Raw genomic sequence first — 21024 nt, 5'->3', positions numbered from 1 at the left:
AAGAATAAGAACTAATAATTGACTAAACTTATTCAAGTATTTTGCCAACAATATTTTTCATAATTGATTTTTATGGCACAAAACAAAGTTGAGAATATGGTAGGGCAAAAAGTAGAATTAGACAATTATATTGGACAACTTTTAAATAATCGGTATTTAATCAGAGATTTAATTGGTAAAGGAGGGATGGGTAGAGTTTACCTAGCAGAAGATACTGCTAAAGGTGGGATGGCGATCGCCATCAAAATTCTATCACTTAGTCTATCCAACCAGCACATGTCTCAACGGTTTGCCAGAGAGATTTTTATTGGCGCTCAATTGGGTCGTAAAAGTAAACATATTGTTCGGATTTTAAGTTACGGTGTCACCGAGGATAAAATTCCCTTTTATGTAATGGAATATCTCCAGGGTAAAAATCTCAAACAAATTCTCAAAGTTAAGCCTTTAACAATATCGCAGTTTTTAGATCTCTCTACTGAAATTTGTTTGGGTTTACAATGTGCCCACCAAGGTATTAGTCTCAAAGGAGAAATTTATCCTATTGTCCATAGAGATATCAAACCAGAAAACATATTTCTGACTCAAGATACTAAACACGGAGAAATTGTCAAAATTCTCGATTTTGGTATTGCCAAGTTTTTAACAGAGCGAAGTGGGATGACCCTGACAGATTCTTTTATTGGCAGTTTGCCTTATTGTTCTCCAGAACACATGGAAGGACGCAAACTGTTGGATGTACGCTCTGACATTTACAGTTTGGGAGTATTAATGTTTGAAATGTTGACAGGTAAACATCCATTTCAGACAAAAAGTAACTCCTTTGGTAGTTGGTATCAAGCACATCGTTTTCAAATGCCACCTACAGTTGAAGAAGTAAATCCCCAAGTAAAAATACCCCAGGGATTACAAAAAATATTAATGAGTTGTCTAGCAAAAGAAGTAAGCGATCGCCCTCAAAATATCAACCAAATTTTAGACGAATTAGCAAAAGTAAATAGTCAGCTTGAGGATACTAGTTATACTCCTAGAAATAATGTTGAAATCTCATCAGACATGCAACTAGTTCCCGCAACATTATTATCAGAAAAAGAGTGTTTGCAGAAAAATTGGCCTAAAAATAAACCAGTTGCACCTATTGGATTTCCGCATTTATTACATACTCCTCAAAGACCTATACCAACCTTTTGGGCGATGTTGCCAAAACAAGAGATTATAAAATTTTTGGATAAAGTACATAGTACAGAATTTATTACTAAAATGAATGAATACCCAATGTTATTATGGGTAACTGTGCTGTACGATGCCGAACCTTCTCTTACTAAATGGCTACCTTATTTTTTAGATTTGAAAGATAGTAAAGGGCAGAATATAGCACGCAGTTTAGCCGAAGTAGGTTACTATCATCTACTATTTTTTCCTTTAGAAGATCCCAATCGTTGCTCCCATGTAACAACCTTAAGTCTGACAGCTAACCAACGTCAGCAACTTATGGATTCGTTAAGTACGAATCAGCAATTCAATGAATCAATCTTACCTCAAGAAGCAAAAAATATTTTAAAGGTAGAATATGAAAAGCTAAAATTCGACATTTTACGCAAATTAGTTGCAGAACAAAAAACTCAAAAAGAAAATTTAAAAAATAGATTAGCTAAATTTTGGGAGATTCTTTTTAAATTTTTATCGATTCGTTAAAATGTTACTATCAAAATCAAAAATCTTTTCACCATTAGCTAACAATATATCTATTTTGGTATTACGAACTGTAAATAGACTAAGGAGCAGAGGTTATTAAAGTGAATCAAAGCCCATTTGCATCTACAAGTAGTACGGGCTTGCTTGCCAATCGTTATGAACTCAAGCAATTAATTGGCAGCGGTGGCATGGGGGAAGTTTTTTTAGCAAATGATATTTTGCTAGGGGGAACACCAGTTGCCATCAAGTTTTTGACTCAGACTGTTGTCGATAGCAAAATGCAGCAAGACTTCGCTCGTGAAGCTTTAATGAGTGCAGCTTTGAGTCAAAAAAGCGTACATATCGTGCGGGCGTATGATTATGGCGTTAGTGAAAAAGGAAAACCATACTACGTCATGGAATATCTGTTTGGGAAGAGCTTAAAAGATTTAATTCCTCTATCTCTACCGATGTTTTTAACCATCACCCGACAAATTTGTTTGGGTTTACAGTGTGCCCATCAAGGTATTAATATTGACGGCAAAATTTGTCCGTTAGTTCATAGAGATATCAAACCTGCAAATATATTAGTTATTCCCGATCCAATATTGGGTCATTTAGTTAAGATTTTAGACTTTGGTATTGCTAAATTTTTAAATTATGCATCAACAGCTAGTACAAGTACAGGTTTTAATGGAACTTTGCCCTATTGTTCTCCAGAACAACTAGATGGGGAAAAATTAGATGGTCGCTCAGATATTTATAGCCTGGGCGTAATGATGTTTGAGATGCTTACAGGCAAAAAACCTTGGGAACCAGAAACTGATTTTTTCGGTGCTTGGTATAAAGCACATCACTTTGAAGCCCCAAAGGCGATCGCAGATGTAAAACCCAATTTAAAATTACCTCAAAAGCTCAATAATTTGATCGTTGCTTGCCTTGCTAAAAAAGCAAGCGATCGCCCACAAAATATTGCTCAAATTTTGCAAGTTCTCAACAGCATAGAACAATCTAATTGTCCTACTTTACCTACTACTTTAGCTTCTAGATCCATCCTCAGCCGTCCTTTAGATTCTGGCTTAACAATCCCATTAGAACAAACCTGTCGCCAACTTTCCTGGCCTGAGAACAAACCAATTCAAGAAATTGTTTTTTCCCAGCTTATAGATACCGGACAAAAATATGTAGCAGCACTGTGGTTAATGTTGCCTCAACAAGAAATCAAAAACTATGCTCTTTCTACGCGATACAATCAATTTGTTTTCATCACATCTCCCCACCCAATGCTGTTATGGGTGACTGTACTTTATCATCGGGAATTAGCCCCTAAGTGGCTACCTTGCTACCTAGATATGCAAAATCACCAAAATCTTAACCTGGTGAGTTTCCTGGCTAAAAATGAACGCTACCCATTGATTTTTTTTACTCTGGAAGCACCACATTCCTGTGCTAATGTTCTCAGCAGTCGCATTGACTCAACTCAGTGCCAAATGTTAAAAAATTGGGTGGAACAAAGTCAGAACCTACCGCCCACTTCTCAATCCCACCTGAGTAAACAGCTATTAAAGCAACAGTATAAACAAATGCAATCACGAATATTGCAGCACTTAGAATCAAAGCCCCAGGTTGTATTATCAGGCTCTACTTAGACTGGGGAGATGGCAACGCCAAAGGGCAAAGGGCAAAGGGGAAAGGAAAGATCCCCCCTTTTACCTTTTCCCTAACCGAAGGGTTTTGCCCAATGCCCACAAAAAATTTTTAATTTCCAACCCGAAAACACTTGACAAATAGAAAAAAAATAGTGATGATAGGAAAGTTGAAAATTAAGGGACTGTAGTTCAATTGGTTAGAGCACCGCCCTGTCACGGCGGAAGTTGCGGGTTCGAGCCCCGTCAGTCCCGTTCTAAAATTATAAATAGTAAGTGTTGAGTTCTGAAGTATCAGAACAATGTAACTCAGTTACGTGGTACTCCTAGACTCAGTACAGACCTAAGAAATCGTATCTTTATGGACTCAGGGCTTAGAGTTTAAATATAAGGTACATTTATTCATGCTTTGTAAAAGAGAGAATTAACTGTGACTGTCAGAGTACGTCTTGCGCCCAGTCCTACTGGAAGTTTGCATATTGGTACAGCGAGAACGGGTGTATTTAACTGGTTATTTGCCCGCCACCACGGCGGGAAGTTCATTCTAAGAATAGAAGACACAGACCTAGAGCGATCGCGTCCCGAATACACAGAAAATATCCTTCAAGGACTGCGTTGGCTAGGACTGAACTGGGATGAAGGGCCATTTTTTCAATCTCAACGCTTGGATCTTTATAAACAAGCAGTACAACAACTGCTAGATCGAGGCTTAGCCTATCGCTGCTACACCACTCCCGAAGAACTAGAGGCTTTGCGAGAAGCACAAAAAGCCAGAGGTGAAGCTCCCCGCTATGACAACCGTCACCGCAACCTCACCCCAGAACAACGCGCCGCTTTTGAAGCCGAAGGTCGTTCTTTTGTCATTCGCTTCAAAATCGAAGACGATCGCGAAATTGTCTGGAACGATTTAGTTAGGGGAAAAATGTCTTGGCGAGGTAGCGATTTAGGTGGCGATATGGTCATCGCCCGCGCCTCAGAAGAAGGTAGCGGTCAACCTTTATACAACTTTGTAGTTGTAGTGGATGACATCGATATGCAAATCACCCACGTCATTCGGGGAGAAGACCACATCGCCAACACTGCTAAACAAATTCTGCTGTATGAAGCCTTCGGGGCAAAAATCCCAGAGTTCGCCCACGCGCCACTGATTTTAAACAAGGAAGGGCGTAAGCTTTCCAAGCGGGATGGAGTAACTTCTATTTCTGACTTTCAGAAAATGGGCTTTACTGCTGAAGGCTTGGTGAATTACATGACATTACTTGGTTGGTCGCCCCCAGACTCAACACAAGAAATATTTACTTTAGAAGCAGCAGCCAAAGAATTTGGCTTTGAGCGAGTCAATAAAGCAGGTGCAAAATTTGACTGGGACAAGCTCGATTGGCTAAACAGTCAGTATATCCACAATATGCCTGTAGATAAACTTACAGATTTACTCATACCCTATTGGGAAGAAACTGGGTATAAATTTGACGGTGGACGCAATCGCCCTTGGTTAGAACAGCTAGTAACTTTAATTAGCCAAAGCTTGACTCGACTGGTAGATGCTGTAGCTATGAGTCAAGTGTTTTTCAGCGACACAGTTGAATTTAGCGACGAAGGGAATGCACAACTCAAACAAGAAGGTTCTGCTGCTGTCCTAGAAGGGATTGTCACGGCTTTGGAAAATCAGTCACAACTATCGGAAGAATCTGCCCAAGACATTATTAAACAAGCGGTCAAAGAGCAAAAAGTCAAAAAAGGCTTAGTAATGCGATCGCTCAGAGCAGCTTTAACTGGAGACGTTCACGGCCCCGACCTCATCCAATCTTGGTTACTCCTCAATCAGATTGGTTTAGATCGGCCGCGCTTAACTAGAGCAATAACTGAAAGTAGGGAGTAGGGAGATGGCAACGCCTTGGGAAAAGGGGAAAGGTTAAAGGGAAAAGGAGGGATGTTTCTTTTCCCCTTTGCCCTTTTCCCTTTGCCCTTTGCCCCTTGCCCTTTGCCCCAGTCCCCATTCCCCTTTGTAGTCAATTCTCCTCATATTGGGAACTTGGTATGTAAAAATCATGTCTTCAAAAGCACTTAGAAGCAAACCTAATTACAATGCCGACAAAAGCGCTCAATAGAGGGATGAGATTATCGTTAATGATAGTTACGCTCTTCATCACTTCAGCTAATGTCATAGCTGATGCCCAAGAAGCGCCAACGATATTTGGAGATCTCACCATTGGGCCACAGTTTTCCCCAGACCCATTGACAGTTCGCGGGATGAGTGGTGGCTCAATATCTGGAAATCAAGTAGCTGGTAGAACTGAAACAGCCACTGGCCCTTGTACTGGATTTGTTGATGAAACACCAGACCACACATTAGTATTAACCAGTAAATTTGATTACCTAAAGCTACGAGTCCAAAGTCCTGAGGACACCACCATGATTGTGAAGGGGCCCGGTGGTAGTTGGTGCAATGACGATTTTGATGGTAAAAATGCCGGCATTGTTGGTGAATGGCTGGCTGGAACTTACCAAATTTGGGTTGGTTCCTACGACAAAGGCAAGTATCTTCCTTACACTCTACAAATTACAGAAGTTAAGTAGGGCATTGGGCATGGGGCATTGGGCATGGAGAATGGGAAAGGGGTAAGGGGGAAAGGTTAAATTTATACCTTTTCCCTTTACCCTTTAACCTTTTCCCCTACTTGCCACACCTCTCCATGCCCATTCTGTTTCTTTTCTAGTGCAATATTGTATTAAAATTAAGTTAACTTTAATTAAGATTCTTGTTGACATAGCCATAATGGTCTAAGGCTTGTATGGCTGTGCATGTAAGAAATCAAATTAAACAAATGGATTTATGAACATCCGTTTAACGGCTCAAAGTGACAGAGTGATAGACCATTCGTTGCTAAGGCTAATGAATTGTATAGGCAACTAGAGGCAAATTAACATGAAATTCTCCTGGAAAGTCCTGGTTCTCTGGACGTTGCCAGCTTTGGTAATTGGCTTTTTCTTCTGGCAAGGAGCTTTCGCAGGTGCGCCTGCGGATATGAGTAAAAATGCAGCCAATACCCGTATGACCTATGGTCGCTTCCTAGAATATTTGGATGCCGATCGCGTCACCAGTGTAGATCTGTACGAAGGCGGTAGAACGGCAATTTTAGAAGCCCGCGATCCAGATCTGGAAAATCACATCCAAAGGTGGCGGGTGGATCTGCCTGTTAACGCCCCTGAGTTAATAACCAAGCTTAAAGAAAAGGGAATTAGTTTTGATGCTCACCCCATGCGGAATGATGGCGCAATTTGGGGATTATTGGGCAATTTGGTGTTTCCAGTTTTATTGATTACTGGATTATTCTTTTTGTTCCGGCGTTCTAGCAACCTTCCTGGCGGGCCAGGTCAAGCAATGAACTTCGGCAAATCCCGCGCCCGCTTCCAAATGGAGGCTAAAACCGGAGTCAAATTTGATGATGTAGCTGGGATTGAAGAAGCTAAGGAAGAATTGCAAGAAGTTGTCACCTTCCTGAAACAGCCAGAAAGATTTACTGCTGTGGGCGCACGCATTCCTAAGGGAGTGTTGTTAGTCGGGCCTCCTGGAACTGGTAAAACTTTACTAGCAAAAGCGATCGCTGGGGAAGCAGGCGTACCTTTCTTCAGCATTTCTGGTTCGGAATTTGTGGAAATGTTCGTTGGTGTGGGTGCATCCCGCGTCCGCGATTTGTTTAAAAAAGCTAAAGATAACGCCCCCTGTATCATCTTCATCGATGAAATCGACGCCGTAGGTAGACAACGGGGTGCTGGTATCGGTGGCGGTAATGATGAGAGAGAACAAACTCTCAACCAATTGCTTACCGAGATGGATGGGTTTGAAGGTAACACTGGCATCATTATTATTGCTGCTACCAACCGTCCCGACGTATTAGACGCCGCATTGTTGCGTCCCGGTCGCTTTGACCGCCAAGTAACAGTAGATGCACCCGATATCAAAGGGCGTTTGGAAATCTTACAAGTCCACGCGCGGAACAAGAAACTAGATCCTAGCGTATCCTTAGAAGCGATCGCTCGCCGTACTCCCGGATTCACTGGTGCCGATTTAGCCAACTTGCTTAACGAAGCGGCAATTCTCACCGCCAGAAGACGCAAAGAAGCTATCACTCTCCGCGAAATTGATGATGCGGTGGATCGCGTAGTCGCTGGGATGGAAGGTACTCCATTGGTTGACAGCAAGAGCAAGCGCTTAATTGCCTACCATGAAATTGGACATGCCTTGGTGGGGACTTTGTTAAAAGACCACGACCCAGTGCAGAAAGTTACCTTGATTCCACGCGGACAAGCACAAGGTTTAACCTGGTTTACTCCCAACGAAGAACAAGGATTAATTTCTCGTTCCCAGTTGAAAGCTAGGATTACTGGTGCTTTGGGCGGTCGCGCTGCTGAAGAAGTGATTTTTGGCCCTGCGGAAGTAACCACAGGTGCTGGTGGAGATTTGCAGCAGTTGTCAGGAATGGCGCGGCAAATGGTAACCCGGTTCGGGATGTCCGATTTAGGCCCCTTGTCCCTGGAAAGCCAACAGGGTGAAGTGTTTTTGGGTCGTGACTGGATGACCAGATCTGATTATTCTGAAGCGATCGCTTCTCGGATTGATGCTCAAGTCAGAGCGATCGTTGAAGATTGCTATGAAACTGCTAAGAAAATTATCCGCGACCATCGCACAGTCACCGATCGCTTAGTAGATTTACTCATCGAAAAGGAAACCATTGACGGCGAAGAATTTCGTCAGATTGTGGCTGAGTACGCTGAAGTGCCAGAGAAACAACAGTACGTACCACAACTTTAAATAATTGATTTCTAGGCTAATGCCTGGAAATGGAAAAAGAACAAAAAATAAAATGGGGATGGTGTTGGCTATCCTCATTTTTTATTGCAAAATTATTATTGAAACTTGGGATCGCACGCGTTTCTCACCGATATCTACTACCAAAAATATCGATCTTCTAGTACTGTTGTTTGGCGAGTAGCGGAGTCGTATTTGAGTAGATATTCGCGGGCGATCGCTTCATTTTTCCTTAATGTTTCCACTTCCTTTTTACCAATTTCTGTATCAGTAGAAAGCAGAATTACCTGATGGCTGGCGGCCGGGAAGTATTTTTCTACTAGGTTGTTGCGGTGGGATGAGTCGAGTCTGCCGAGGGGTGTGTCGATGGCTACGGGTAAGCGCAGGCCAGAGACTTTGGCTAATCCCCAGAGAAAGGCGATCGCTAGTAGTTGTTTTTCACCAGCCGAAAGGCGATGTTTGGGAACTGGTTTCCCATCAAAATCGAACAAAGATAAAGCAAAGGTTTTAGTATCAATAGCGATGCGAAATACTAAGTCAGATTTATGCAGTAGGTAGAGGAAACAATTCTTCACTTCTTCCTCTAATTTATTGAGTTTTCGCAAAGTTAACTTTTCTCGAAAAACCTTAAGTGTTTGTTGAACTTTAGAAGCTGAGGTAATGATATGTTCCCTATTTTTATGGTCTATATTTTTGTCAGTATAATCTTTTAATTCTTTTTTCGTTATTTCAATTGCATCTGTTAATGCTACTAATTTTTGCCTAGTTGTTTCGTAATTTGCTTTAGCTTGCACAACTTCATTTTGTGCTGCGTCCACAGCATCACGCAGCTTTTGATAAGCTTCTGGTTCTGCTGCTGTCTGCACTTGTCTTTCTAACGTAATAATTTCTTCTTCTATATTTTTGAGATTACCTAACTTTTGTTTTGCAATATTACGAGCATTTTGTAAATGATATCTCACATTATCTAGTTGACTCAAACTTTCCTCATCAGCTAATAACCAAGGTGCTTCAGCTTGGAACGAACTTGCATATAAATTATCTACATCCTCGGCTAAAAATGATTGAATTTTGTCGATTTGGGTTGAGGCGATCGCTAACTGACTTAGCCATTCAAGTAAACGTTTATCTCGCTCAAGCAAAACATCTCTGGCAAGTTGTACCTGCTGATTACGAAATTCATTTGCTCCCTGTGCTTCTACCTGACTTAATAAATTAGGAATTAACGCTAAAGGCAAAATATCAGCAGCTAATTCACCCAATGACTGCCGAATTGTTTCTAATGCAGTAGTTTTTTCTTTTTGTTTTTCTTCTAACTGACTGCGTTCTGCGGCGATTTTACCACCCTCAGATACAAATTTATCTAAGGCTTCACTTTGAATAGTTTCTAATTTTTCAATTTTATTTTTGAACTTAGCTAATTCTTGTTCTGTTGTATGATAATTTTCTTGCTGTTGTAATAACCTTTTTTCAATTTCTTCTAGATTAGCTAAATCTTTGGTATCAGCCATTTCTTTACGCTTGCGGTTGACTAAAATTTCTAAATCTATTGCTAATTTATCTGCTAATTCTAGTCCTAATAGTCCGCGAATAGCTTCTATTACCACTTGTGGTGGTGTTTCCTGTTCCGCCAATTCCTTAACTTGTTCCCCATCAAATAAGAACAAATTGGAAATACCTAAAGGTAGAATATTTTCTATATAGTCGTCCCAAATATTTACTAAAGACTCTGGCCAAGTATCATTATCCCCTAAAATTCCTAATGTATCTTTACCATCTTTAGGATTTTTTTCCCAGTAGCGTACAATGCGATATTTAACTGGTTTATCGTCTTCAATATGTTCAAAAAGTAACTCAATTCTGGTCTTGTCAATTGGGTTAGCTTTACTGTTAACACATTGATTTAAAAAATCTCCATAGCTTAGATTACCACGGGTTGAGCATTGGGCGCGTTGTCCATATAGGGCAAGACGAATAGCATCCATGAGAGTAGTTTTACCACCACCATTCATACCACCTAATAGGAGAATTGGGCGGGGGTTTTCCTCAGTTCTTGGGTCAAGATTAATTACTTGTTTGCCAGAGTAAGGGCCAAAATTTTGTAATACGAGTTCGAGAAATATCATTTGTCTTGATAGATAAAATATAGGTCGAGATGGGCTACGAGATCCCCGACTTATTCAATAAGTCGGGGATCTGACCACTCCCACTTCTTAAAATTAATGCGATGAACCATTAATTAGTTTGTCACAATGTGCCTAGTTAAAATACTCATAACTTCACCAGGGTTAGAACTAGGTAATAAAGGACTCCACTCGTTAACTTGGGCGAAACCAAGTTTATATAAAGTCAGAATTGTGTTGTTAACTCCTCTTTTAGAACCATAAATTACTACTTTTACAGACTCTCTATCTGGTGTTGTTTCTGTAGAATCATTGGTGGAAACAAGCGGCGCGGTGGTTTGACAAATGTCTGCTAGAAAGCTTGTAGTCATTGAAATTTACCTGTTTGTTGATAAGTGACGCTGTTACCTATTGGCAACAACACTATCTTACACCTTTTGTTACCGATGGGTAACATTTACTCTGTCAGAAGCCTTTGACACAATCAAAGGCATGGGAAAAGCAGGAAAAGCACTCAAACAGGTGTTGGAAACATACAGCATCAGCCAAAACAAGTTAGCAGTGACAATGGGAACAGGACGGCCAAATATTCACCGTTGGGTGAATGAAATTAGAGATCCTGTTGCTGATACGCTGTTAGAAATTCGTGATGCACTCAAGAAAATTAATCCAGCCGCAGCCGAAGATTTTATCAGGCTGTACTTGGGAGATGCTAACGATGATAATGAGCAACCTTAAGGCTTTGTCTATTTATTTTTAAATTTCATATTTGCCCAAGTCTTGGCATTGTCAGCAGATTTTGTAGTATTTGTTGTGTCAATTTGTGTATCAGGTGTAGTTGTTTGTTCCTCTGGTGTCACAAAATCTGCTAAAGTTAACTGTTTAACTTTTTCAATATCACCTTGTTCTACTGCTTTTTTCAAATCATAAGTTAAAAGAGCATTATCAACAGCTTGTTTTTGAGAACGCGAACTAGTTTTGAAGCATTTTTCTAAGCTTTCGTAAATTCCTATACGACGCGACATTTTCCGAAATTGGCGTTCTGTGTCTAAGAGTTTTGCTATCAATTCTAAGTGCATCTCATCATCTCCACAAATTTCTTCTAACACAGCCCATTCATCGCTACCTAATAGGCTAAGGTCTGCACCAGGACGCGGGTCTTTAAATTCTTCACTTGTGACTTCTTGATAAATGCGGGGTAAGCTGTCGTCAAACTCGTGTTTTTCTTCTAACCAAATACGGCGAATTGCACTCAGTTCTTCTAGGGAGATCAGGGTAATATCGCGCATATTTTCCGGTGCTGTGCGACGAATTTGAGTTTGTGCCTTTAAAACTCGTCTTAACCAATGTTCGCGCCAGTATTTTGTATATGGCCCAGGTATTGGTTCAACAGAGACTTTTCCATCTTTATTGCGTTCAAATAATTGGACTTCTCCTCTAAGTCTTCGGAAGTCTCTTTTGTCTCTATCATCTTCAGCATCTAATTCATTACGGATATCTAATAAAGGCTGCATCCATTCTTTTTCTTCATCGTTCTGGATCATTGCCTGCATAGATTTATCTTGATTAACTAGTGTGCAAACCCAGCAGCCAAATCGTGAATCGCCACAACTGGGAGTTGAGGTATCTATAACTAAAGGACATTCATTATCTGCTGTTGCACCTCGATATAAACTGAATAATTCTTTATTACTATGCCCCCAAGGATTGTCAGATTGGTTCAGGTAGATCCAAACATCATTATTACTCCAATCTTCAATAGGAGTATAAATTAAAGAATTAGGAAGGCTAGCATTAGGACTTAGGCGTTCTCTTACCCTACTTGCTTGATGTTTTTTCATAGTCGCAGCCCGTTTAACACTTTCTGCTTTACGAGTACCCAAAACAAGTATTGTTTCACCGTTGGCTCGAACTATTTCACGAATGAATTGATTGGCTGGATTAATTTTCAAACGAGGCGTACACCAGCGAAACTGGTTGCGGGGGGCTGGGTAACCTTTACCAATGAGATTTACCCAAAATGTGTCTTCTACTGCTGGATGTAGTAGATGTGCTTGAATCGGCATCCCTTTTTCTTTTGCAGCCAATTCCAGTTGGTTTATAGATTGACGAACCCACGCAGCAACAATAGGATTTTCTACTTGAGTATCTGTTGTAATTACATGAATTGTTTTAGTTCTTTTTTCCGGAGAGAGGGCAGCGATCGCATTCCAAACAAGTTGCAAAACGGTGCTAGAGTCTTTGCCCCAAGATACGCCTATAATCCAAGCGATCGCATCCAAACAATACAATTCTTGAATTTCAGTGGTAAGAACTTGGATATCCTCTAATAACTCTGCTACAGTACGTGTCTGCTGACCTTTATTTTCTGGCTGTTGTGCTTCAGTCATTGCTTCCTACCTCTGGACATTTGGGCGTTACCGCTTTTTTACCTCAGCGTATAGAATGCGCGGGTTCCCAAAAAGTTTTTAAAAACTGATTTATTAGTATCTAACTTTTTGGAAAATATAGCTACCTTACAAGAGTAAGTTTTTAAAAATTAATATGAGAGACAGTGCATCTGATCTAACTGCTGATATTGCTAGAGAGTACCTAGAGAGAGAAAACAAGGAAAAAGAGGTACTAGCTTTACTTCTAGAGAAATTTTTAGAGAAAAAAGACCAAATTCTCGTTCAAAAAACTGAGATGGGTGGAAGTGAAGCTTATGTTGGTTCTGTCACCCTAGAATGGTTTGCAGGGCGAGTGCATTTTGCTTCTGGTTTACCTCTGCTACAAAAAAAGTACAATCCAGAAACAGATAACATCGAAATTGATGCCGATAGTATTGATGAAATTCAACAACGTCCCGTTGACTGGTCGCGTCAAGCACCCTTAGTTCAGTATTTGGCTGCGAGAAAAAATCATAAGTTTCCAGCAGTACTAGTAGTAATTAATCAACCTTGGGTGGATAACCCTAAAGCATCTGAGTGGGACAGTGAGGAACGCGCCACAAAATCTACTACCGATTTTACACCTCTAGATAAAGATGGTAAGGTCGGCTTGCTCAATGTTTCTGAAGAAAATGTAACCATTTATGCACTAGATGGTCAACATCGGCTGATGGGAGTTCAGGGTTTAATGGAGTTAATTAAAACTGGCAAACTCCAGCGATATAAAAAGGATAAAACTGCTGATGATAGTTTTATTACTGTGTCAGATTTGATAGACCAATATCAGGTAGATCCTGCTTATTTACAAAGCTTACCTAAAGAAAAAATTGGTATTGAGTTCATTTGTGCAGTAAATTCTGGGGAGACTCGCAACCAAGCTAGAAGAAGGGTAAGGTCGATTTTTGTCCATGTCAACCTGATGGCTGCGCCTTTAACTAAAGGTCAGTTAGCGCAGTTAAATGAAGATGATGGTTTTTCTATTGTGGCTAGAAAAATTGCAGTGACTCATCCACTTTTAGAACAACGTCCAAATCGTAACCCGCGTGTTAATTGGAATAGTGCAACTGTAGCAGCGAATTCTACAGTTTTAACGACGCTGCAAGCACTACAAGATATGTCTGAGCGATATTTAGGTCAAAAATTCCCACACTGGAAACCATTGGAAAAAGGTTTAATTCCTATGCGCCCAGAAGATGAAGAAATTGAGGAAGGAATTGAGGAATTTAAAAAGCTTTTTGATAATTTGGCTAATTTGCCTAGTTATAAAATTTTGGAACATGAAGATACACCAGTTTTGCGAAGATTTAGTTTTGAAAAGGGCGGTGGTGAAGCAAATATACTTTTCCGTCCTGTAGCGCAAGTTGCCTTAGCTCAAGCTTTAGGATTTTTAGTATTTAAAAAAGGTTTTTCTATAACCAGTATTTTTAAGAAATTGCGAAAGTTTGACCAGCAAGGCGGTTTTGCTGGTATGGAATATCCTCAGTCTCTTTGGTATGGGGTTTTGTATGATCCTAATAAAAAGCGAGTACAGGTTTCTGGAAAAGAATTTGCGACAAAGTTATTAATTTACATCCTTGGCGGAATGCAAGATTCAATGGAATGTGCTGAACTTCGTAAGGCTTTGGCGGATGCTAGAACTGTGGAAAAACAAACGATGGGTTTTGATGGGAAGTTTGTTGAACCGAAGGCGGTAGGGCTTCCACCCATTCTGTAGTTGCTAATCATTAGTCGCTTTTCGCCTTTAAAGAAATTCTTATGCTACCTTGGTACAGACTTATGTATAAAGGGAGGCTAATTAGTGGCATGGTTATACAGTAAAGATGTTGTACAACAACTAAGTGAAAACGTCCTGTTATACGATTTGGCTCAAATGCGCGGAATTAATGCTCTTTTAAGCCGTATACCTAAAAATACAGGTGGAATTTACGCTTGGTACCGACGCTTTGAGCTTGATCCAGATGCAAAGTATGATTCGAGTATTTTTTTTACGTCTATTCTTGATGAACTATATAAAGCTCACTCTGCTCCTAGAGAGACGCGACTCCCTCCATCAAATAGGATTATTTTAAAGTCTGAAACCTCTTTTCAAAAGGAGTCCGCCTTAAAAAATCTTGCGGACAATCCCTGCTTCCGTGAATTGATCTTCATGCTTTTAGAAAACTCTATTCTATTTCAACAGCCACTATATATAGGTAAGGCTAGTAATCTCTATAACAGAATTCGTAGTCATCTTTATGAAAATAGTCTTCTTCGTGAACGCTTGAAAATTGCGGGTCATAGCATTGATCGGTCTAGACTTTTAGTCATTACTACTAGCAGTGAATTAAATTGTAATGGCAGCAATGCTGATGATGAAGATGAATTAGAAAGTGAATTTTCAGAATCAGAGTCAGAAAAATTAGTTGAAGATATTCTTTCCAGATTATTTCTTCCCTCATTTACTCTTAGGTACGGTTAAAATATTATGCTAATGATTTCCAAAGGCGGAGACAACGCGAAGTTTAATCGCCCATTATATGGGTTGACTGGGAAATATACTTTAGCAGAAGGAGTAGCGCTTCCATATGTTATCTCCCTAATGACAATTGACAGAGCTATTGATGAGCTAAGAGTTGCTGAACAGGTTTCAGCTTCACTAGAAGCAAAATGGTCACTCAAAGAACTTTTTCAAAGAGAAATAGATGAAGATAGAGTTCGCCAAGATATTATCAAAGGCTATCTTCTGGATTCTAAAAAACTAAAGTTTTTTAATGCCATCACAATAGTATTAATGCCAAAAGGAGCAGATGACAAAATTAAAGACGCTTTTGAGGATTCAGATGCATCTACTGCGCCACCAATTCCTTGGGACGGTACTGATACGGAAGATGCTCAATGGAACCACTCTGATGCAACAAATGCCTATTTTGAAGGGGTTCAATTTGTTTCAATTGGGCAACAAGCTCGGTTGCGCTGGGATGCAAACCGTGTACTTGCAGTGGCGGTAGATGGACAACATCGGCTTTGGGCACTCCGTACCTTTCGAGAAGATGAAAAGTTCCGAGGTGGGACTCTCCGTCCAGTTGAGAAACAGACGCAAATTCCTGTGCTGTTTGTATTACTTCATCATGGTGCTGGCTTTTTGAATACACAAGACCAAGCAGATCATTCTATCCGCAGTATATCCCGTGAACTATTCACTGACTTAAACAAGAATGCGAAGCCAATGGATAAAGCGAGGGAGCTTATACTCGATGATAAGAGTATTAATGCACGATGTGTAAGAACATTACTGACTGATAGTACAGCTCAAGATGCTCCTGATTTACTTCCCCTTTCTCTAGTACGCTGGCAGGATGATTCCAACAGGTTTGATAGTTCTTATTATCTCAATTCACTAGTACATCTTGATCTACTAGTGTCAGCATTGTTAGATTTGAAAGAGCCATCCGATCCTATGGATAAAAAGCAAGTTCAGGAGCTTATCAAAAGGATTAATTCTTCTCTAGGTGTAAATGGGCAAGAAGTCCAATATGACGGAAGACCTCTCTCTAGATATTATATAGAGGATTGTTGCGATGATGAAGAAGAACCCCTAGCTCCCTTTGCGCGTTTACCAGAGTATTACCTAGCTTCAGCAGTAGAAGGCTTCAAGAAAAATTTTCGTCCTTGGGTTCTCAAACTATTACTACATTTCAAACCCTACCACGAGTTGCTTGAGTATGCTCGTCAACATAACTTAATTGAGGGAACTTTTGGGCAGTTTCAAGCACAAACTAAAAAGCATAAAGCAATAATCAAAGACCAAGAAACTAATAAAGATAGTGAATGGAATATTAGAGAAATTATTACCCATCAAGATGAAATTGATAGGATGAAAAAGAATCAATGGGCATTTAAAGCCATTTTTCAAAAGGCAATGGTTAGACTAGGTAAAGTAGTAGAGTTTTAATTTGGAGGAAAAGATAACAATCTAGGCAATATTGAAGATGTTTTAAGTTTTATGGATGGACTTTATGATAGAGAAATACTGAAAGTAGATGCCTCTCTACGTAATCATGGTTTCCGTTTATGGACATTTATAGCGTTGAATCCAGGTAATGAAAACATCAGGGTAGCGAAAACGGTAGAAGATAAAATATTCTCTGTGCTTTCTCTGTGGTACTTCGGTTCACGCAAAATCCAAATAAATGCCCCTAATGACACAGCTATTCAATCTAGTCGAAAGCTTCTGAACTTCTTTGCAGCAGAGAGAAGCACAGCTCAATGGCCTGGGTGCAAAAAGGCTTATGACAATTTGTACGCAGGGTTTAATATAAATGGCCTATATGGTAGAGATCACGATACATTATCTGCTGACGATAAAAAAGAACTTGTTCGTAGCAGGTTTGCTGCTGTACTAGCTGCTGGTATTCCTAAGTTAAGTAATGAATCATTATCTGAAAAAATTTCATCTGATATTTCTGAACCTACTTTAGATTCAGAAAGCTAATTGGTGAGTTATATCAATTCTATATGAGGGTGCATATTAAGGCTCTCAAGCAAGAAGCCTACAAGTACAGAAACAAAGCTTGACTTTGCAAGCTAATTATATATATCTGAAGAGCCATATAATTAGTATTATGAAGCATAACTTTAGGAATCAGTGATCATTCAAGAGAGGAATTTGGTTAGATCAAATTCCTCATCTTGCTGCTCTGTATTTGTTCTTTCATAACTAAGAATCAATAAAAGTCGTTCTGAATAGTCTACTGCTCCACGCAGTTCATTTTGTAGAATTTCTAGCCCACCATTAGCATACTCTTCAAAAATATGGATGCGTTGCTCGTCAGCTACATCCTCTTCACTAAGAATCTTAATGTCTTTGGTTTCAATAATAGCTAATAAATTAATTAACAGAACAAAGCTATTAGAAAAATAATCTTGTCGCAGTGGTGATAAATCTTTTGCAACTCCTTCTAAAGGAACTCGTTTTTTATGCTTTGTTCCTAAAGCTGCTGCAAAAACCATTACTTCTACATAAGTTTGAAAAGGCCCTGTTGTGTCTTTTGATGCGACTAAGGATTTTACTAACTCAGCCTTATCTTTAGCAATCCTAATCCTATTTGCAGCCATGATCTTAATATCTACTGTGTAGCTATATTAACCCAAAACTACAAGCTATACCATACCATGTAAATGTCTAATAATGATTCTCCACCTAGCTCAAACCAATACCAAAGAGAGCAGAAAGCACCAAATTCAAATCGCTAGGAACTGCATAAGTATTGATATCTTTGTCAATTATTTTTTCTTGGCGGTGAAAAATTCCAAATTTCCAGGTATCGCCTGTTGTGACGGTACCATAAAGCATGGGAACTGTTGAATCAGTCCATCGATCTAGGGCTATTAATTCTACTGCTAACTGGGTAAAACCTCTTGCTAAATCTGCATTTTTAGCTTCAATTACTAATAAATTTTGCGGTGTAGGAATGAAATAATCAAAACTGCCTTTAAGCCAATTGCTGACTCGCACGGGATATTCAATTTTGAGGGGTACTTGAATGAACTTGCAAACTGTTTTGAGAATCGGAAATATCAGTGCTTCGCGTCTAGCCATTTCGGAAACAGGATCTACCAAAGTGAGATTTTCTTGTAATTCTGTTCTCAGTGGTTCGGGATCTATTGGTAACTGTTGTGGGAGTTGGAGTGAGCTATTGTTGAGAGTAACACCAAATTCAGCTAGGATATCGGCGCTATCGTAGGCTAATTCGGCATATTTGCTGAAAGTATAGCTCTCGGATGGATCGAGAATTTTGGCTCGGCTCATGATGATGGCGATCGCCCACACAAAGCGACAAATAATGTTAAATATAATTGTATGCAATTAATTTAGCGATCGCGTTCCACTTCCATAATCTCGGTATACTCAAATTCATTGGGGCTTTGCCGGACTAAAGGATATCTTTCGCCACCGAATTCAATATAATCTTGCTCGCAATCTGGTTTAGAAGAATAATAAGTCAGCACATATTCTCTACCAATTCTCTCTGCTATTTCTTCTTCAACTTCACCCCGCCATTGAGTCTTTGTAACTAACACTATTAACTGATTTGCTAATTTAGGAATTGTCTTCGCAATGTGTCGCCGCGAAATTTCATCCAAACTTCCAAATGGCGAATCCATGACAATTGGGAAGGTACTGCTATCGGGAAGCATCATCATTTTTCGCTTCTCGCTCCACTCCCGCACTCTATCTATGATACTGGCAATAAAGGATAAACTCAGAATTTGATTTTCTCCCGTGGAAGCTGCAACTGGCGCTTCGACACCTGCGGTATTTTCTACCAACGTTAATTCATATTTGTCGCTAATTTTTGGAATATATGGTGCAACAGAAATCTCCGTGAATATTTCTTGCACTCGCTTTTCCAGTTGCAGACGAAATTGTTTTTCTTGACGATTTTTGACTTCTGTTAAGCGTTCAATAGCATCTTGCGTGGCGTTGATGCGTCGCTGCGCCAAAACTTGTTTAGCTTCATTCAATTTCTGTTTAGCGATTTGTTTAGCTAAAGCATCAATTTCTGTTTTTAAATGAGCAATACGCTGCTGATTTGCACCTTGTTCTCGATTTAATTCATCAATTTTGTTTTCAATCTGGTCTAGGCGCTTCTGTAAACTGCTAATTTCTTCGTTAGCATCTTTGCGTAATCGTTCTTGAATGCTATCTAGTTCGCTTTCGATTTGAGATATAGTTTGCCGTAACTGTTCGATTCTAAGTTGTTCTCTGTCAACTTCTTCCCAAAACGCTATTGCTTGCTTATCAATTTCATCTACTTGGGCGCTCATACGAATTGCAGTTTCTTCTACTGTCGATGAACCTGCTCTTTCTAGCCAGATTTGCACATTATTATGATGATGAGTCCCTGCATTTAAATCTGCGCCACAAATGCAACGTTTAGATTTCAGTAATTCATTGATAAATTCCCGCGAAATTCCCGACGTTAAGTCACCGCGCTGCTTAAAATCATCAAGAATTTTGCGAAATTGGCTTGTAGTATCTGACAACAAGACTGTATAACCTCGTGCCGAAATCACTTTTTTCAGCGCGTCTCTAGTTTTTTTCAATTCTTCTCGGTTCGCTTCTTTCTGCGATTCTAAACTCTGCCGTCTTTCTTGCAGTTCTTTAGCAGCACTGAGTTCTCGTAAACGGTTGCTTGTTTCTTTTTTGAAAGTTTGTTGATATTCTAACTCTTGCTGAATTTCGCTTTGCCGTTTGGCGATACTATCAATTTCACGTTCTAACTTTTCTTGCTGCCGTAAAAGTTGTTTAGTTTCCGCATCACCAATAGCTGTTAATTCGGTTTCTAAACTTTTTTTAGCTCCTTTCAAATGTGTAATTGAACGTTCGATGATTTCTACGCCTAAGAAAATCTTTGTCGCTTCCGCGATTTCGGCTTTTTTATCAGAACGAACTATCTCTTCAATTCGCTCGCCGTCAAAGAAAAAATATTGATGTAAACTAGCTGGTAAAATCTGATTAATAATATCTTCTGGTGGTTGAGTTGGTAAATTCCATTTGCCATCGTCGCCACTCACCCACATGGTTAATTGAGTTTTACCTGCTTCGATTTCGCTAGCGTTTTTGTAAACCCGACAAGAACGTTTAACTCGGTAGCGGGTGACATCATGTTCCCAACCAACTTCTACCCAACATTCTATAGTTTGCCCTCTTTCGGCTTCGGCGATCGCTCTTTTATTTACTAACTGTTCTGTTGATGCAAACGCCGCACTAAATTTCTCATATAACACCCACGTAAATGCATTCAACAAACTTGTTTTGCCAGCACCATTATTACCATGAATAATCGTCGTGTTGTGAATCTCTCCTCCAGCCAGATTCATTTCTGGTGTTATACCATAAAAGGAGCGAAAATTGCACAGCTTAATTGAAGTCAGCTTCATTGCACTGCTTCCTTAATAATATCTAGAATATCATCGTTAATATGCCCTTTACTTTTCCGATCTAGCCTACTTTTTTCCAGCTTCCACACTCGCTCAATAATTTGTCGTACTTCCGGTGGAGCGCTGGTAATTGGCTCCTGAACATCATCGATATTCGCCTCTTGTGGCATCTTGGATTCTAAAATAATTTTTTTATATTTTAACCTTCTCTAATCCTGTATTTGCCACCGTAAAGCTACTATTAGCGTTATCTTTAAATTTTCAGAAACTATAATAGAGATTTTTTCAAAAAAGGCTTTATTCTTTAATGTTTTTCTGATAAAATTAGTTTTAATAAACTATATTATAATGGGATATAAGCAACTTTAAAAATTTTGCCTACATCCATTATAATCTAATCCATAATTTAATTATTTCATACT

17 protein-coding genes and 1 tRNA gene are annotated in these 21024 nt (G+C 39.6%); 11 read left to right on the top strand and 7 right to left on the bottom strand.

Annotated features, from left to right (window positions below; translation table 11 throughout):
• Positions 1 to 72 precede the first annotated feature (72 nt).
• The 6 genes from NSTC745_RS32125 to ftsH2 all read left to right on the top strand — a co-directional run bounded on the left by NSTC745_RS32125 (position 73) and on the right by ftsH2 (position 8130).
• Positions 73 to 1692 (top strand): serine/threonine protein kinase, encoded by a 1620-nt coding sequence (locus NSTC745_RS32125; protein WP_445634642.1) that lies wholly within the window; start codon positions 73 to 75, stop codon positions 1690 to 1692.
• Between the two features lie 101 nt (positions 1693 to 1793).
• A complete protein-coding gene (locus NSTC745_RS32120) occupies positions 1794 to 3320 on the top strand; it encodes a serine/threonine protein kinase (protein WP_445634641.1) in 1527 nt (508 codons plus the stop codon).
• A gap of 178 nt (positions 3321 to 3498) precedes the next feature.
• Positions 3499 to 3572: transfer RNA gene (locus tag NSTC745_RS32115), tRNA-Asp, on the top strand.
• A gap of 175 nt (positions 3573 to 3747) precedes the next feature.
• Positions 3748 to 5196 (top strand): glutamate--tRNA ligase, encoded by a 1449-nt coding sequence (gene gltX, locus NSTC745_RS32110; RefSeq protein WP_445634640.1) that lies wholly within the window; start codon positions 3748 to 3750, stop codon positions 5194 to 5196.
• 206 nt (positions 5197 to 5402) lie between these two features.
• Positions 5403 to 5894 carry a hypothetical protein gene (locus NSTC745_RS32105; RefSeq protein ID WP_445634639.1) on the top strand — a complete coding sequence of 164 codons (492 nt, stop codon included), beginning with the start codon at positions 5403 to 5405 and terminating at the stop codon, positions 5892 to 5894.
• Positions 5895 to 6243: 349 nt separating this feature from the next.
• Positions 6244 to 8130: an ATP-dependent zinc metalloprotease FtsH2 gene (gene ftsH2, locus NSTC745_RS32100; RefSeq protein ID WP_445634638.1), complete on the top strand. Its 1887-nt coding sequence runs from the start codon at positions 6244 to 6246 to the stop codon at positions 8128 to 8130.
• A 137-nt stretch (positions 8131 to 8267) separates the two neighbouring features.
• Here ftsH2 and dndD read toward each other — a convergent pair whose 3' ends face one another.
• Positions 8268 to 10253 carry a DNA sulfur modification protein DndD gene (gene dndD / locus NSTC745_RS32095; RefSeq protein ID WP_445634637.1) on the bottom strand — a complete coding sequence of 662 codons (1986 nt, stop codon included), beginning with the start codon at positions 10251 to 10253 and terminating at the stop codon, positions 8268 to 8270.
• Positions 10254 to 10366: 113 nt separating this feature from the next.
• On the bottom strand, positions 10367 to 10621 hold the full coding sequence (locus tag NSTC745_RS32090; RefSeq protein WP_445634636.1) for a hypothetical protein: 255 nt from the start codon (positions 10619 to 10621) through the stop codon (positions 10367 to 10369).
• Between the two features lie 40 nt (positions 10622 to 10661).
• Between NSTC745_RS32090 and NSTC745_RS32085 the strand changes: the two genes are divergently transcribed.
• On the top strand, positions 10662 to 10988 hold the full coding sequence (locus NSTC745_RS32085) for a helix-turn-helix domain-containing protein (RefSeq protein ID WP_445634635.1): 327 nt from the start codon (positions 10662 to 10664) through the stop codon (positions 10986 to 10988).
• An 8-nt stretch (positions 10989 to 10996) separates the two neighbouring features.
• Here the strand turns inward: NSTC745_RS32085 and dndC are convergent, their stop codons facing one another.
• On the bottom strand, positions 10997 to 12640 hold the full coding sequence (gene dndC, locus NSTC745_RS32080; protein ID WP_445634634.1) for a DNA phosphorothioation system sulfurtransferase DndC: 1644 nt from the start codon (positions 12638 to 12640) through the stop codon (positions 10997 to 10999).
• A 154-nt stretch (positions 12641 to 12794) separates the two neighbouring features.
• Here dndC and NSTC745_RS32075 point away from each other — a divergent pair, with 154 nt between their 5' ends.
• The 4 genes from NSTC745_RS32075 to NSTC745_RS32060 all read left to right on the top strand — a co-directional run bounded on the left by NSTC745_RS32075 (position 12795) and on the right by NSTC745_RS32060 (position 17150).
• Positions 12795 to 14393 (top strand): DGQHR domain-containing protein, encoded by a 1599-nt coding sequence (locus tag NSTC745_RS32075; protein WP_445634633.1) that lies wholly within the window; start codon positions 12795 to 12797, stop codon positions 14391 to 14393.
• Between the two features lie 84 nt (positions 14394 to 14477).
• On the top strand, positions 14478 to 15137 hold the full coding sequence (locus NSTC745_RS32070) for a GIY-YIG nuclease family protein (protein WP_445634632.1): 660 nt from the start codon (positions 14478 to 14480) through the stop codon (positions 15135 to 15137).
• Between the two features lie 12 nt (positions 15138 to 15149).
• Complete coding sequence (locus tag NSTC745_RS32065; protein WP_445634631.1) at positions 15150 to 16610, top strand: DNA sulfur modification protein DndB; 1461 nt, start codon at positions 15150 to 15152, stop codon at positions 16608 to 16610.
• 51 nt (positions 16611 to 16661) lie between these two features.
• Positions 16662 to 17150, top strand: coding sequence for a hypothetical protein (locus NSTC745_RS32060; RefSeq protein WP_445634630.1), 489 nt, complete (start codon positions 16662 to 16664; stop codon positions 17148 to 17150).
• Positions 17151 to 17311: 161 nt separating this feature from the next.
• Here the strand turns inward: NSTC745_RS32060 and NSTC745_RS32055 are convergent, their stop codons facing one another.
• The 4 genes from NSTC745_RS32055 to NSTC745_RS32040 all read right to left on the bottom strand — a co-directional run bounded on the left by NSTC745_RS32055 (position 17312) and on the right by NSTC745_RS32040 (position 20772).
• On the bottom strand, positions 17312 to 17773 hold the full coding sequence (locus NSTC745_RS32055; RefSeq protein ID WP_445634629.1) for a DNA phosphorothioation-associated protein 4: 462 nt from the start codon (positions 17771 to 17773) through the stop codon (positions 17312 to 17314).
• Positions 17774 to 17858: 85 nt separating this feature from the next.
• Positions 17859 to 18524, bottom strand: a complete 666-nt coding sequence (locus NSTC745_RS32050) for a hypothetical protein (RefSeq protein WP_445634628.1) — start codon at positions 18522 to 18524, stop codon at positions 17859 to 17861.
• A gap of 5 nt (positions 18525 to 18529) precedes the next feature.
• Positions 18530 to 20602: an AAA family ATPase gene (locus NSTC745_RS32045; protein ID WP_445634627.1), complete on the bottom strand. Its 2073-nt coding sequence runs from the start codon at positions 20600 to 20602 to the stop codon at positions 18530 to 18532.
• Positions 20599 to 20772 (bottom strand): hypothetical protein, encoded by a 174-nt coding sequence (locus NSTC745_RS32040; RefSeq protein ID WP_180267563.1) that lies wholly within the window; start codon positions 20770 to 20772, stop codon positions 20599 to 20601. Before NSTC745_RS32040 ends, NSTC745_RS32045 begins: the two co-directional genes overlap by 4 nt.
• Between the last annotated feature and the right edge of the window lie 252 nt (positions 20773 to 21024).

Source organism: Nostoc sp. DSM 114161, from assembly GCF_052692665.1.
Note: the sequence above shows the minus strand (reverse complement) of the source record. Positions and strands in the feature narration are given on the sequence as shown.